Below are 13508 nucleotides of genomic sequence, written 5' to 3' on the forward strand. Positions count from 1 at the left end.
GATATCCCGGCGGAGTTGGGTACATAGTATAAATGTGTCTCTCACGTGGTTAATTTTAAGGATAAGAGCATGCCAACAGCAATTGAGAAAGCATTGGATTTTATTGGTGGTATGAACACTTCGGCGTCAGTACCCCATTCAATGGATGAAAGTACCGCTAAGGGAATCTTAAAGTATTTGCATGACTTAGGTGTGCCAGCAAGTCCAGAAGCTGTGATGGCACGGGGTGAGCAGGAGGGATGGAATCCCGAGTTCACGAAAAAAGTGGCCGGATGGGCAGAAAAAGTGGCCTCCGGTAACCGCATCCTTATCAAGAACCCAGAGTATTTTTCAACTTATATGCAGGAGCAGCTCAAAGAGCTAGTTTGAGCTGACTATCGAATCAAACTCTAACGGACGTTTCCATCTCTGGATGGCGACGTCCAGAGGGGGTTGCCTTTCGCATGTTCTCGCCTTATCACGTGAAACACTTTCCGTCCCTGCCTGACTTGTTTTTCTTGTTACTCATTTCACATTTCGGTGCAAACAGGTAGAGCGCTATCAGCCAGGTTCAGTTGATTTGGTCTTAGCGAACAAGCTGGACATTATCGACGTGGCTGAAGTGGATGTTAACCACTTAATTTCATGATAAATATAATAAAAATCCAAAAGGTGAACCGGTGAACACTTTTTTATATAAAGTAATTTTTGTGATTTTTTGAGTATGGATTGTGGAGCGTTAAAAGTTACAGGTAATAAAAACGCGCCCAATAACTTCGGCGCGTTTGTGGTGTATTTCCGCTGTAGCAACCTGTCAGGTGGTCATGTTCGAATCACAAGGTAATACGTTGGCAGAGCCTGGACACGTAAACGTCATGTGTTTTCACCCTGTGATTTTTTCCACTTCCTCTGTCTGGCAGCAGCAATAAACCAGATCGCAAACGTAGTGATGGCTATAGCCAGAAAATACAGAATCAGTGAAAACCCGTCATTCCAGTGCGCTTCCTGTATGAATCCATAGTTTTCCTGATACCACGCCATAAACGCTTCATCAGGGATGAAGTAACAAAGCAGGGTGTAAACCACTGTCAGGGCGAGCAGTTCAGAAAGCCATAAAAAAACATGTGTGGCCGGTTTCATCAGTACACCTGTATTGTGCCGAACGCTTTTAATTGAGCCGTAACCATAACTGATGGTGTGCTTAATAAAGCCTCAAGTAAGATTGCGTAATCTGCATGGCTGGGTAGCGTAATGCAGCCATCACTAATGCCCGATTTACCCGCGGGATGTAAACGGAAGTTACCCCGCTCAACACCGTCTATGAATGAGATATCATCAATTTGGCTATCCTGGCGATAAAGCGCAAACCATAGATCGCGATCTGAGCCGCTCTCTAAGCCGTGCACCATATCCCGCCAGCGGGAGTGAAGCCCGCCTCTTTGGCGCGTCACGATGTAGTAAAGACCGGGCGGCAATGGCCCTTTTTTTACTACTGTAATCGAAGCAGGGTTATTCCTGTGTGGCCCTGCATTTCCTGAGTACGCCGGGAAAAAACCCATGCCCGGGCAACTTAATGTTGATAGCTGTCCGCCATTAAGATGGAAGGTGCACCGGATCATCTTTCATTCCACGCATCAGAAAACTGAATGTTGCCATCACAGTATTTCCAGGTAATCCGCTCATACCGCATGGCTACGTTTTCAAGATGATTATGTTTTTCGGTCGCCGGGTTTTTGATATCGAGCATATGCGGCGCGGAGCTGACGATCTTCACGTTCTCAAGCAACATGTTGAAGTATTCAACTTCTTGCCCGGCGTCGTTAATTCTGTACCATTTAAATTCTGCGCTTTTAAGTGTCTGCCCGGTGGCAATAGCCTTGTAAAGATACGGGCTGGAAGAGTCGAACTCTTTTTGAAAGTTAAGGGGGGCATGTTGCCTGGTGCCGGTGAGTTTTCCGGTTCTGCTGTCTGTCGGAATATGCAGACTATGACCAAAAGATAGAATCTCTATGCTTCCCTCTCTATCCTGGACATCAACTGAACCTTTGATATCCGCGCCGCCGTCGTCTTTTAAAAATAAATATGCAGGAATAGCCATTATATAAACGCCTTTTAGTTAATGAGGTGACTAAATCCTATAACCTAAGCCGCTAGTATGTCTAAAATAATTTTATTGTAAGCTGGTAAATAACATATATGTGAATGTGTTATTTGGATTTATATAAAAAATAAATGAAAGGAAAGTATAATGGAGAATATTGAAATCGAGAAACATAAAAAATTCATAAATGCGATAATTTGGAATTAAAAAAACTGGAAGAATATAAGTGATCTTTAAATTCTGAAGCATTTTTCTTTGTCGATTATCATGGATTTTTATGTGGTTCACTTTCTGGTGAGATGCTGGCCGCCAATCGGGAACAGCTCAATGTAATGATAGAATATTTGAATGGATTGCGCACCGAGATAAACCGATGAAATCATTCAGGGTAATGTAAATTATTTGTTCGATATTGTTTGTTATCTATCGGATATTGATTATCTGCATTTTAGGTTATTTTAATAATTATTAACCTGTTTTATTAATTAACGTGGCACTCAGACGTGAGCCGCCACTGATCGCCCGGTTTCCTTTTCCGCTCCTGCGGTTTTCCTTCTCCCGGCGGCGGGTAATCTTCAATTTTTCGGAAGTGGCCCAACGACGCAGACGTGTGTTTGTTGTCGCAAGTGCTCGAGATGATTTCTATCCCGCAGCGGTACTTTTTGAGTTCGACGGCGTGCGCCGGGATATTGCGCCGGGTACTGAGCAAAATATTTTGCCGACGTTACCCGGAGCAGGTAAGTTAAGACGGCACGGAGAAAAGAAAGACGATGCCAAAGATAAACAAACTGCGAATTCGCAAAAAAAAACTACGCAAAACTGCGCAAAAAAAACTGCGAATTCGGAGTCGGTAAAACGCGAAAAACTGATCGACGCATACCGCCTGGCGGGTGCAAATGCAAAGGGTTTGCGGCGTTTGTGACCGCCAGCCAGCCCCTAAGAATTCCTAAGGTTTTACGAGCCATTAGCTTGCGCCGGGGCAAGCCAGATGTTAAGAAATGTTAAGGTTCAAAGAGCCATTCTCATGCTTAGAAATGCCAGGGTTACACGGGCCATTCGCTGGCAGCGTGACAAACATCAGAAACGCTATTCATCAGATTGCGCAGTGAAAAACTGGGTACGCAAGGTACGCAAAAAGACGTGCCAGCCTTTTTTATATGATGCGGGTGGGCTTATGCGTGGAGTTCGTCCACCAGCTTCACACATCGTCAATGTATGCAAATGTTAACGTTTTGCGAATGGCACTAAGCAAGAAATGCTGTAGATATGGTGGGCGGTCATAAAATAACCATAAATCACCATGGTTACCTTTCTGGAATATCCCCGGCATATCCCCGGAAAAAACAAAAGGGCCGACGATTACTCGCCAGCCCTTGCTGTGTTTGGTGGCCCCTGCTGGACTTGAACCAGCGACCAAGCGATTATGAGTCGCCTGCTCTAACCACTGAGCTAAGGGGCCGTGGCGGTGGATTATAAAGTAACTCCGCGTTGCAATCCAGACATAAGCGTACGGATGCTGTTTTTATAAACAATGTATTTTCAGTCCGTTATACTTGTTCCTCTGATGTATTGATGGGAGTAATTATGGTTAAGGACATACTGGCGCCGGGGCTGCGGGTAGTGTTTTGCGGCATCAATCCGGGGTTGTCTTCCGCAGGTACAGGATTCCCCTTTGCACATCCCGCTAATCGCTTCTGGAAGGTCATCCATCAGGCGGGATTTACCGATCGCCAGCTCAAACCCGAAGAGGCACAACACCTGCTGGACTTCCGTTGCGGCGTGACTAAATTTGTCGACAGACCGACGGTGCAAGCCAATGAAGTGAAGTTACAGGAGATGCGCAACGGCGGTCGTAAGCTCATTGAGAAAATAGAAGAGTATCAGCCCGCCGCACTCGCAATCCTTGGGAAGCAGGCATTTGAGCAGGGCCTCAGCCAGCGTGGGGCGCAGTGGGGAAAACAAACGCTGACTATTGGCGCGACGCAAATATGGGTTTTGCCGAATCCCAGCGGGTTAAGCCGGATTACGTTGGATAAACTGGTGGAGGCGTATCGGGAAGTGAATGACGCCCTGGCCAGGCGGGGACTATAAAGAAAAACGCCACCTTGCGGTGGCGTTTATGCTTATGCGGCGAGATTAATCGTCGAGGAAGCTACGCAGCACTTCAGAGCGGCTCGGGTGGCGCAGTTTACGCAGCGCTTTCGCTTCGATCTGACGGATACGTTCGCGGGTAACGTCGAACTGTTTACCGACTTCTTCCAGCGTGTGGTCGGTATTCATATCGATACCGAAACGCATACGCAGAACTTTCGCTTCACGGGCGGTCAGGCCAGCCAGAACGTCGTGCGTTGCGGCACGCAGGCTCTCGGTAGTAGCAGAATCCAGCGGCAGCTCGAGGGTGGTATCCTCGATGAAATCACCCAGATGCGAATCTTCATCGTCGCCGATCGGCGTTTCCATGGAGATAGGCTCTTTAGCGATCTTCAGCACTTTACGGATCTTGTCTTCCGGCATCAGCATGCGTTCAGCCAGCTCTTCCGGCGTCGGCTCGCGGCCCATCTCTTGCAGCATCTGACGGGAGATACGGTTGAGCTTGTTGATGGTCTCAATCATATGTACCGGGATACGGATGGTACGTGCCTGATCCGCGATCGAGCGGGTGATCGCCTGACGGATCCACCAGGTTGCATAGGTAGAGAACTTGTAACCACGACGGTATTCAAACTTATCAACCGCTTTCATCAGACCGATGTTACCTTCCTGAATCAAATCCAGGAACTGCAGACCACGGTTGGTGTATTTCTTGGCGATAGAGATAACCAGACGTAAGTTCGCTTCAACCATCTCTTTTTTCGCACGGCGGGCTTTCGCTTCACCGATGGACATGCGACGGTTGATGTCTTTAACCTGCTCGATGGTCAGGCCGGTTTCTTCTTCAATCTGCTGCAGTTTCTGCAGTCCGCGGTGAACATCATCTGCCACGTCGTGCAGTTTTTCAGACCACGGTTTGTTCATCGCGATTGCCGCGTTGAACCAGGTTTCGCTGGTTTCGTTGCCAGTGAACAGGGTGATGAAATTTTTCTTCGGCATTTTGCACTGCTCAACGCAGAGCTTCATGATCAGACGTTCCTGAGTACGCACGCGGTCCATCATGACGCGCATGCTGTTTACCAGGTAGTCGAACTGCTTCGGCACCAGGCGGAACTGTTTGAACACTTCAGACAGCTTCTGAATTTCTTCCTGCGCGGCAGCATGGCTGCGGCCTTTCGCTTTGATGGTGTCGCGAGTGATTTCGTACTGAGTACGCAGTTCACCGAATTTTTCACGCGCTAATTCAGGGTCGATGCTGTTGTCGTCATCGCTGCTGTCGTCGTCATCTTCTTCATCTTCGTCTGCATCGTCATCCATCTCTTCCTGAGAGAGCTCAGAACCGACGTGTGTCGCCGTTGGCGCCATGTCTTCTTCCGCGTTCGGATCGACAAAGCCGGTGATCAGATCGGAAAGACGCGCTTCTTCAGCTTCTACACGATCGTATTGCTCAAGCAGGTAGGTGATGGCTTCCGGGTATTCGGCAACGGAGCATTGAACCTGGTTAATCCCGTCTTCGATGCGTTTAGCGATGTCGATTTCGCCTTCACGGGTTAACAGTTCAACGGTACCCATTTCACGCATGTACATGCGGACCGGGTCAGTTGTACGACCGATTTCGGACTCAACGCTGGACAGAACCTGGGCAGCCGCTTCTTCCGCGTCTTCATCGGTGCTGTTGGAGGTTTCAGCAAGCAGCAGATCATCGGCATCAGGTGCTTCTTCCATCACCTGAATACCCATGTCATTGATCATTTGGATGATGTCTTCGATTTGATCTGAATCGACGATATCTTCCGGCAGATGGTCATTGACCTCGGCATAGGTCAGATAGCCTTGCTCCTTACCACGTTGGACAAGTAGCTTCAGCTGTGACTGCGGGTTTTGCTCCATAAGACGGTATCCACACTTAATTCGTTTGATTGGTGTTGGGCGGTAAAACCGCCAACGGCAAAACGAGGGCATACTTATATTTTGCCGCTGCCTCTCCGTGCGGCTGTCGGGGGCTTCCCGAGCGATATTCGGCAGTTAAGCCGTTAAATACTTTTGTCTTTCTGTTATTTCTTGGCCAGTTCCTGGTTCAGCGTCCAGAGTTCCCGGCGTTCTTCGCTGCTTAAACCGTGTGTGCGCTCACGAGCTATCAACTCTTCCTGGCGCAGCTCAAGCATCGAATCAAACATATGGTTGAGTGAGTCGGTGAAGGTTTTTTCTGCGATATCTTTATCTGCTATATCGTCCCACATCGACAGTTTTTCAAGGGTCGCAGCATCATTTGTGCCACGATAGTGTTCTAAAAGTTGTCCGGTGGTCAGACCTGGCTGAGCCAGACAAGTGTTGACCAGTTCTCTGAATAAGCCAAGTCCAGGCAGTTTATTGCTATCCAGTGCGCCTAACGGCGGAACCAGCGGGGCGAGACCCGGGTTCTGTACCAGCAACCCTATAAGTATACGCATGGTCGTACGTTTTAGCTGTGGAACAGGGCGGGAAGCCCCATTTTCTGCCAGTTTTGGCATTAAACGTTCAAGCTGACTGTCATCCAGAATGCCGAGCTTGTTTCCCAACTCCTGTCGCAGATAAATGCGTAACGTTTCGCCTGGTACCTGAGTAATCAGCGGTAATGCCAGCGTGCTGAGCTGTGCGCGTCCGTCCGGGGTACTCAAATCCACCTGCGGCAACAGGCTGTTAAATAAAAACGCGGAGAGCGGCAGCGCCTGCTCCATCCGGGCTTCAAAGGCCTCTTTCCCTTCTTTACGCACCAGCGTATCGGGGTCTTCGCCGTCAGGTAAAAACATAAAGCGTAGCTGGCGTCCGTCTGTCATATAGGGCAGTGCGGTTTCCAGCGCGCGCCATGCTGCGTCGCGTCCGGCACGGTCACCGTCGTAACAGCAAATTACGTTGTTCGTCGCGCGGAACAACAACTGGATGTGATCGGCGGTGGTTGACGTCCCAAGGGATGCCACAGCGTAGTTAATGCCGTATTGCGCCAGCGCCACCACATCCATATAGCCTTCTACCACTAACAGGCGCTGCGGATCGGCGTTATCCTGCTGGGCTTCATAAAGGCCATACAGTTGGCGACCTTTATGGAAAATATCGGTTTCCGGGGAGTTGAGATACTTCGGCAGGGCATCGCCCAGCACGCGTCCACCAAAACCAATGACTCGCCCACGTTTGTCGCGGATGGGGAACATCACCCGTTCGCGGAAGCGATCGTAACTGCGTCCCTGATCGTTGGTGACCAACATTCCCGCATCGACCAGCGATTTACGATTCTCAGCATTGCCGCCAAACCGTTTCAGGACGTTGTCCCAGCCGGGGGGCGCAAAACCAATAGCAAAACGGGTGATCACGTCGCTACTTAATCCTCGCTTTTCCAGGTACTGGCGCGCGGGGGTAGCGGCGGGTTGCATCAAAGACTGTTGATAAAAAGTGTTCAGGCCGTCCATCAATTGATAAAGGCTTTGCCGTTGATGGCGCTCTATCTGACTAGGGCCACTGCCTGCTTCATAGGGCACTTCAAGGTTGTGCATTGCGGCCAGTTCTTCGACGGTTTCCACAAACTCGAGCTTGTCGTAGTTCATGAGAAAGTCGACGGCGTTGCCATGTGCGCCACACCCAAAGCAGTGATAAAACTGTTTCTCACCGTTTACGGTGAAAGAGGGGGTTTTTTCGTTATGGAACGGACAGCACGCGTGATAATTTTTGCCCTGCTTCTTCAGCTTTACCCGCGCGTCGATGAGATCGACAATGTCGGTTCTTGCCAGCAGGTCATTTATAAATACGCGTGGAATTCGTCCAGCCATATGCCCCGTTTATTTTTTTATGACTTATATACACAAAATCATTCAAGATGCTTCAAGACGGCAAGGGAGCGAATCCTCAGGAGCGTACATCAGTACGTGACTGGAGGGAACGACTGCAGCCAACGCAGAGGCAGCTTGAATGATGACGCGTATAAACGAAAACAAGCCGCGCATTCCTTCCGGAAGCACGGCCTTACAACTACAACTCTGTCTGAATTGAGAGCCTTGGCTCTCAATGGATTAGTACAGACGAGTACGGCGTGCGTTTTCGCGAGCCAGTTTCTTCGCGTGACGTTTCACAGCAGAAGCTTTAGCGCGCTTACGTTCAGTAGTCGGTTTTTCATAGAACTCACGACGACGAACTTCCGCCAGAACACCTGCTTTTTCGCATGAACGCTTGAAGCGACGCAGTGCTACGTCGAACGGCTCGTTTTCACGTACTTTAATTACCGGCATGTAACTCTCACCTTTATAAATTCGGTTTGCCGCTGGCATCAACGCCAGCTTATTTCAAAATGGTGCGGAATTTTACTGCAATTGCTGCTGCTTTGTAAAGCACCGACGCGATTTTGAAAGGGACTTTTATAAGGATAAGGAGTATACACGAGCGGAACTCCTGGGGCGAACAAAGTTTTACATCAACCCGCATTGGTCCTACACTGCGCGGTAATAGAGCGAGGTAAAACAAGTCATGCGTGTACTGGGTATTGAAACATCCTGCGATGAAACCGGCATCGCCATTTACGACGATGAAAAAGGTCTTTTAGCCAACCAATTGTATAGTCAGGTGAAATTACACGCTGACTACGGCGGCGTAGTGCCAGAACTGGCCTCGCGCGATCACGTACGTAAAACCGTACCGCTGATCCAGGCCGCGCTGAAAGAAGCGGGACTGACGGCAAAAGAGATTGATGCGGTGGCGTATACCGCAGGTCCTGGTCTGGTTGGCGCGCTGCTGGTCGGCGCAACCGTAGGACGTTCGCTGGCGTTCGCCTGGGGCGTACCGGCAATTCCTGTACACCATATGGAAGGGCATCTGCTGGCGCCGATGCTGGAAGATAATCCCCCTGCTTTCCCGTTCGTTGCGCTGCTGGTTTCCGGCGGTCACACGCAGCTGATCAGCGTCACCGGTATTGGGCAGTATGAATTGCTGGGTGAATCGATAGATGATGCCGCTGGTGAAGCGTTCGATAAAACGGCCAAGCTGCTGGGGCTGGATTATCCTGGCGGCCCAATGCTGTCAAAGCTTGCATCGCAAGGCGTTGAAAAACGCTTTGTCTTCCCGCGCCCGATGACCGACCGTCCGGGTCTGGATTTCAGCTTCTCCGGCCTGAAAACCTTCGCCGCGAATACCATTCGTAATAATGAAAATGACGATCAGACGCGTGCAGATATCGCTCGTGCGTTTGAAGATGCTGTGGTTGATACGCTGATGATCAAGTGTAAACGCGCGCTGGATCAAACCGGTTTTAAACGTCTGGTGATGGCGGGGGGCGTGAGCGCTAACCGTACGCTGCGCGCAAAACTGGCCGAGATGATGCAAAAACGTCGTGGCGAAGTGTTTTACGCACGTCCGGAATTTTGCACCGATAACGGGGCGATGATCGCCTACGCGGGCATGGTGCGTTTTAGAGCGGGTGCAACGGCGGATCTTGGCGTGACCGTGCGTCCTCGCTGGCCGCTGGCGGAATTACCGGCGGCATAAGCACATAATATTGTAGGCCCGGTAAGCGTAGCGCCACCGGGCAACTCTCTACTCCCGCAGCATCCCTTTCTCTTCCAGAAACGCGATAATTTTTTCCAGACCCTCTCCGGATTTTAAATTACTAAACGTCCACGGACGCTCGCCGCGCATGCGTAGGGTATCGCGCTCCATCACCTCCAGCGAGGCGCCCACGTAAGGGGCCAGATCGGTTTTATTGATCACCAGAAAATCAGATTTGGTGATCCCCGGGCCACCCTTACGCGGGATCTTCTCACCTTCGGCAACGTCGATCACATAGATCGTCAGATCCGCTAATTCCGGGCTGAAGGTGGCGCTCAGGTTATCGCCGCCGCTTTCCACAAAAATCAGATCCAGATTGCCGAATTTCTCGCTCAGCGCCTCTACGGCGGCCAGATTCATCGACGCATCTTCACGGATAGCGGTGTGCGGGCAACCGCCGGTTTCCACGCCGACGATCCTGTCTGGCTCCAGTGCGCCTGCTTCGGTGAGAATGCGCTGATCTTCTTTGGTATAGATATCGTTGGTTACCACCGCCAGTTGATAGCTGCTGCGCATGGATTTGCATAACGCTTCCAGCAGCGCCGTTTTGCCGGAGCCAACCGGGCCGCCAACGCCCACGCGCAGGGGATGCTTGTTGTTACTCATTTTTTCTCCTCAGGAGCGGAATAATCGGGAATATTGGGTTTCATGCCGGGCAGATGCGATGGCCGCCAACGGGGTTGCTGAGCCGAGGCTGGCGTCAGGACACGCCAGCGCCTGTGCCAGACCTTGTGCATACCGGTTGCAGAGCGCAATGATCAAACGCTGGGCCGCCTGCTGCCCAAAAGGGACCAGTTTGACGCCAGCCATCACTGCGCTTTCAATCCAGCTGTAGCCGAGGCTTAACGCCAGCTCGGTCAGGGGGATTTTCCAGCGCACACCCAGCCAGGCCATACCGCAGAGTTGGCTGTCGACAAAGAGCGCGCGCCACTCCCGCGAGCAATCTGCTTCCCAGTCGGTGACCAGCCGCGTAAACGCCGCGCCCCGACTGCGTTCTTCATCCCGTAGTTCGCGGGTTTCCCGACAGGCCAACAGGTAAGCGATCCAGCGGCGTGCTGCAGCGAGATCGTCTTGCTCGCAGGCGCGATACAGTCTCGCCAGTAGCGGTAGGTCGACGGTAAAGAAGTTCTGCTCCATCTGCTGGATTTGCCAGTCAGAGAAGTCATCGGCGCTTTTCACCCAGCCGATTTCAACCGCCCACTCCAGACCCTGGGACCAGGTAAACGACCCCACCGGGAGAGCGCTGCTGGCGAGCTGCATCAGACGCAGCTGTTGGATGTTATGCATCAGTGCGCATGGGCGTGATGATGCCCGTGTGATTCACTGGCATAAGCGCCTGCTTCCGGTTCAAACGGTAGTTGAGCAAACGTCACCTCCAGGCTGAACTGGCGCAACATGGCGTCCAGCACATGATCGTGATGGTAGCGCAACTCATCCGGCAGAATTTGCAGCGGAACGTGGCGATTGCCGAGGTGATAACAGGCTTTGGCGAGCAGGAAAGGATCGGCGCAGCGCACCACGGAAACCGACTCCGGCGCGGCGATCACTTCGATCACCTCGCTGCCATCTTCGGTGGTCAGCAGATCACCACTGCGTAACAGCAAACCGCGCGGAAGCATTAGCCCGGCTTCGCGACCGTCGTTCAGCGTCACTCTGGCACGGCTTTTTACTCGAATATCAATGGGTAGCGTGACGCTTGCGGTGACGCGGTGGGCGTGGTCAAGGCGTTGGGTCAGGTAGATCATCGTCACTCCTCAAAACAGGAAATAGCGTTGCGCCATCGGCAAAACGTCTGCCGGTTCGCTGGTGATAAGTTCGCCATCAATGCGCACCTCATAAGTCTGAGCATCGACGGTGATATTGGGTTGCAGGCCGTTGTGGATCATGTCGGCCTTTTTCACCGTCCGACAGCCTTTGACGACGGCGATGGCGCTTTGCAAATTGAGCTGCTGCGGGATGTTTTGCGCGTTAGCGGCCTGCGAAATAAAGGTCAGCCGAGTACGATGCCGCGCCGCGCCAAGTGCACCGAACATCATGCGGTAATGCACCGGCTGCGGGGTGGGGATCGAGGCGTTGATATCGCCCATCGGCGCACAGGCGATCATCCCGCCCTTTACGATCGTCGCTGGTTTTACGCCAAAAAAGGCTGGGGACCACAGCACCAGATCGGCCAGTTTGCCAGGCTCAACGGAGCCAACTTCGTGGGCGATGCCGTGGGTTAGCGCCGGGTTGATGGTGTATTTGGCGACGTAGCGTTTAACGCGCTGGTTGTCGTTGTCGCTTGTTTCTTCTGCCAGCGGACCACGCTGAACCTTCATGCGGTGCGCCACCTGCCAGGTGCGCAGGATCACTTCGCCCACGCGCCCCATCGCCTGTGAATCGGACGAGGTCAGGGAAAACGCGCCAATGTCATGCAGCACATCTTCGGCAGCGATCGTTTCCCGGCGAATGCGTGATTCGGCAAAGGCCACGTCTTCGGCGATATCCGGATCGAGGTGGTGGCAAACCATCAGCATGTCGAGATGCTCGTCGATGGTGTTGACGGTATAGGGCAGCGTCGGGTTAGTGGAGGAGGGCAGAATATTCGGATGCGCGCAGGCGGTGATGATATCTGGCGCATGGCCGCCGCCCGCGCCTTCGGTGTGGAAAGTATGAATGGTGCGATCGCCAATCGCCGCCAGCGTATCTTCAACGAAACCGGACTCATTGAGCGTATCGCTGTGCAGCGCCACCTGGATATCCATCTCCTCTGCCACTTCCAGGGAACAGTTGATGGCGGCTGGCGTAGCGCCCCAATCTTCATGGATTTTCAGGCCAATGGCGCCCGCGGTGATTTGCTCGCGCAGGGCGTCAGGGTTTGAGCCGTTGCCTTTGCCGAGCAAACCGATGTTAACCGGCAAGGCGTCTGCCGCCTGCAGCATGCGCGCGATGTACCACGGACCCGGCGTGCAGGTGGTGGCGTTAGTTCCTGCTGCCGGGCCGGTGCCGCCGCCGATCATCGTCGTTACGCCGGAAACCAGCGCCTCCTGTGCCTGCTGTGGGCAGATCCAGTGAATATGCGTATCCACACCGCCCGCGGTGACGATCTTGCCTTCCCCGGCGATGACTTCAGTTCCCACACCTATCGGGATCGTGACGTCGGGCTGAATATCGGGATTACCCGCTTTACCGATGGCGAAGATCCTGGCGTCCTTGATGCCGATATCCGCTTTCACGATCCCCCAGTGATCGACGATCAGGGCGTTGGTTATCACCAGATCCACACACGCTTGCGCGCGCATTTGTCCCTGACCCATGCCGTCGCGGATCACTTTCCCGCCGCCGAATTTGACCTCTTCGCCGTAGGTGGTGAAGTCTTTTTCCACCTCAATCCACAGGTCGGTATCCGCCAGACGTACCTTATCGCCGGTGGTTGGGCCAAACATGTCGGCGTACGCCTGCCGTGAAATTTCACTCATCATTTGCCTCCAGTGCCCCCATCACTTCGCTGCGAAAACCCACGATCCTTTGTGCGCCAGCGACGCGCACCAGTTCGACTTCGCGTTTTTGTCCCGGCTCAAAACGTACCGCCGTGCCCGCAGGAATGTTTAGACGAAAGCCGCGTGCAGCCCGCCTGTCAAAGCGCAGCGACGGGTTCACCTCGGAAAAGTGATAGTGCGATCCCACCTGGATGGGTCTGTCGCCATGATTTTCCACCACGATCGTACAGGTTTCCCGCCCCTGATTGAGCGCGATATTGCCTTTGGCTATCTGATATTCACCTGGGATCATT

The 13508-nt window shown here is 52.3% G+C and carries 15 protein-coding genes and 1 tRNA gene; 4 read left to right on the plus strand and 12 right to left on the minus strand.

Translation table 11 applies throughout. The annotated features are described in order from the left end of the window. The first annotated feature begins 45 nt into the window (after nucleotides 1-45). Entirely contained in the window at nucleotides 46-369 is a 324-nt protein-coding gene (locus HV352_RS03120; protein ID WP_071524484.1) for a DUF1889 family protein, read from the plus strand. Nucleotides 370-852: 483 nt separating this feature from the next. Here HV352_RS03120 and HV352_RS03125 read toward each other — a convergent pair whose 3' ends face one another. Genes HV352_RS03125 through HV352_RS03135 form a run of 3 tightly spaced genes read right to left on the minus strand, consistent with a single transcriptional unit; the run spans nucleotide 853 to nucleotide 2077 of the window. Next, nucleotides 853-1119 carry a hypothetical protein gene (locus HV352_RS03125; protein WP_181635185.1) on the minus strand — a complete coding sequence of 89 codons (267 nt, stop codon included), beginning with the start codon at nucleotides 1117-1119 and terminating at the stop codon, nucleotides 853-855. Then, nucleotides 1119-1598: a DUF2778 domain-containing protein gene (locus HV352_RS03130; RefSeq protein WP_109017374.1), complete on the minus strand. Its 480-nt coding sequence runs from the start codon at nucleotides 1596-1598 to the stop codon at nucleotides 1119-1121. Before HV352_RS03130 ends, HV352_RS03125 begins: the two co-directional genes overlap by 1 nt. Beyond that, nucleotides 1595-2077, minus strand: a complete 483-nt coding sequence (locus HV352_RS03135) for an Hcp family type VI secretion system effector (protein WP_101701232.1) — start codon at nucleotides 2075-2077, stop codon at nucleotides 1595-1597. Before HV352_RS03135 ends, HV352_RS03130 begins: the two co-directional genes overlap by 4 nt. A gap of 613 nt (nucleotides 2078-2690) precedes the next feature. Here HV352_RS03135 and HV352_RS03140 point away from each other — a divergent pair. Further along, nucleotides 2691-3002: a hypothetical protein gene (locus HV352_RS03140; protein WP_181599315.1), complete on the plus strand. Its 312-nt coding sequence runs from the start codon at nucleotides 2691-2693 to the stop codon at nucleotides 3000-3002. A 461-nt stretch (nucleotides 3003-3463) separates the two neighbouring features. Here the strand turns inward: HV352_RS03140 and HV352_RS03145 are convergent. Next, nucleotides 3464-3539: transfer RNA gene (locus tag HV352_RS03145), tRNA-Ile, on the minus strand. A gap of 125 nt (nucleotides 3540-3664) precedes the next feature. On the opposite strand from HV352_RS03145, the gene mug reads away from it, so the two are divergent. After that, nucleotides 3665-4171: a G/U mismatch-specific DNA glycosylase gene (gene mug / locus HV352_RS03150; RefSeq protein ID WP_103767095.1), complete on the plus strand. Its 507-nt coding sequence runs from the start codon at nucleotides 3665-3667 to the stop codon at nucleotides 4169-4171. 45 nt (nucleotides 4172-4216) lie between these two features. On the opposite strand, the gene rpoD is transcribed toward mug, so the two are convergent. From rpoD to rpsU, 3 genes are all read right to left on the minus strand, one after another. Continuing rightward, a complete protein-coding gene (rpoD, locus tag HV352_RS03155; protein WP_016154549.1) occupies nucleotides 4217-6061 on the minus strand; it encodes an RNA polymerase sigma factor RpoD in 1845 nt (614 codons plus the stop codon). A gap of 164 nt (nucleotides 6062-6225) precedes the next feature. Then, the gene (dnaG, locus tag HV352_RS03160) at nucleotides 6226-7971 is read right to left on the minus strand and encodes a DNA primase (RefSeq protein WP_003828467.1); all 1746 of its coding nucleotides are present in this window, start codon (nucleotides 7969-7971) and stop codon (nucleotides 6226-6228) included. A gap of 240 nt (nucleotides 7972-8211) precedes the next feature. Then, a complete protein-coding gene (gene rpsU, locus HV352_RS03165) occupies nucleotides 8212-8427 on the minus strand; it encodes a 30S ribosomal protein S21 (RefSeq protein WP_001144069.1) in 216 nt (71 codons plus the stop codon). Nucleotides 8428-8662: 235 nt separating this feature from the next. On the opposite strand from rpsU, the gene tsaD reads away from it, so the two are divergent. Then, entirely contained in the window at nucleotides 8663-9676 is a 1014-nt protein-coding gene (gene tsaD / locus HV352_RS03170; protein ID WP_049259813.1) for a tRNA (adenosine(37)-N6)-threonylcarbamoyltransferase complex transferase subunit TsaD, read from the plus strand. A 48-nt stretch (nucleotides 9677-9724) separates the two neighbouring features. On the opposite strand, the gene ureG is transcribed toward tsaD, so the two are convergent. From ureG to HV352_RS03195, 5 genes are read right to left on the minus strand one after another with little or no spacing between them, the layout of a single operon-like run. Continuing rightward, a complete protein-coding gene (gene ureG / locus HV352_RS03175; RefSeq protein WP_016154547.1) occupies nucleotides 9725-10342 on the minus strand; it encodes an urease accessory protein UreG in 618 nt (205 codons plus the stop codon). A 9-nt stretch (nucleotides 10343-10351) separates the two neighbouring features. Continuing rightward, nucleotides 10352-11023: an urease accessory protein UreF gene (locus HV352_RS03180; RefSeq protein WP_047358659.1), complete on the minus strand. Its 672-nt coding sequence runs from the start codon at nucleotides 11021-11023 to the stop codon at nucleotides 10352-10354. Continuing rightward, nucleotides 11023-11481 (minus strand): urease accessory protein UreE, encoded by a 459-nt coding sequence (ureE, locus tag HV352_RS03185; RefSeq protein ID WP_016157501.1) that lies wholly within the window; start codon nucleotides 11479-11481, stop codon nucleotides 11023-11025. The genes HV352_RS03180 and ureE overlap by 1 nt, the downstream gene beginning before the upstream one ends. A gap of 9 nt (nucleotides 11482-11490) precedes the next feature. Then, entirely contained in the window at nucleotides 11491-13194 is a 1704-nt protein-coding gene (gene ureC, locus HV352_RS03190) for an urease subunit alpha (protein WP_181635468.1), read from the minus strand. Further along, nucleotides 13187-13507 (minus strand): urease subunit beta, encoded by a 321-nt coding sequence (locus tag HV352_RS03195; RefSeq protein WP_047414048.1) that lies wholly within the window; start codon nucleotides 13505-13507, stop codon nucleotides 13187-13189. Before HV352_RS03195 ends, ureC begins: the two co-directional genes overlap by 8 nt. Nucleotide 13508 lies beyond the last annotated feature (1 nt).

This window comes from Citrobacter sp. RHBSTW-01044 (assembly GCF_013781945.1).
Lineage (GTDB): Bacteria > Pseudomonadota > Gammaproteobacteria > Enterobacterales > Enterobacteriaceae > Citrobacter > Citrobacter braakii.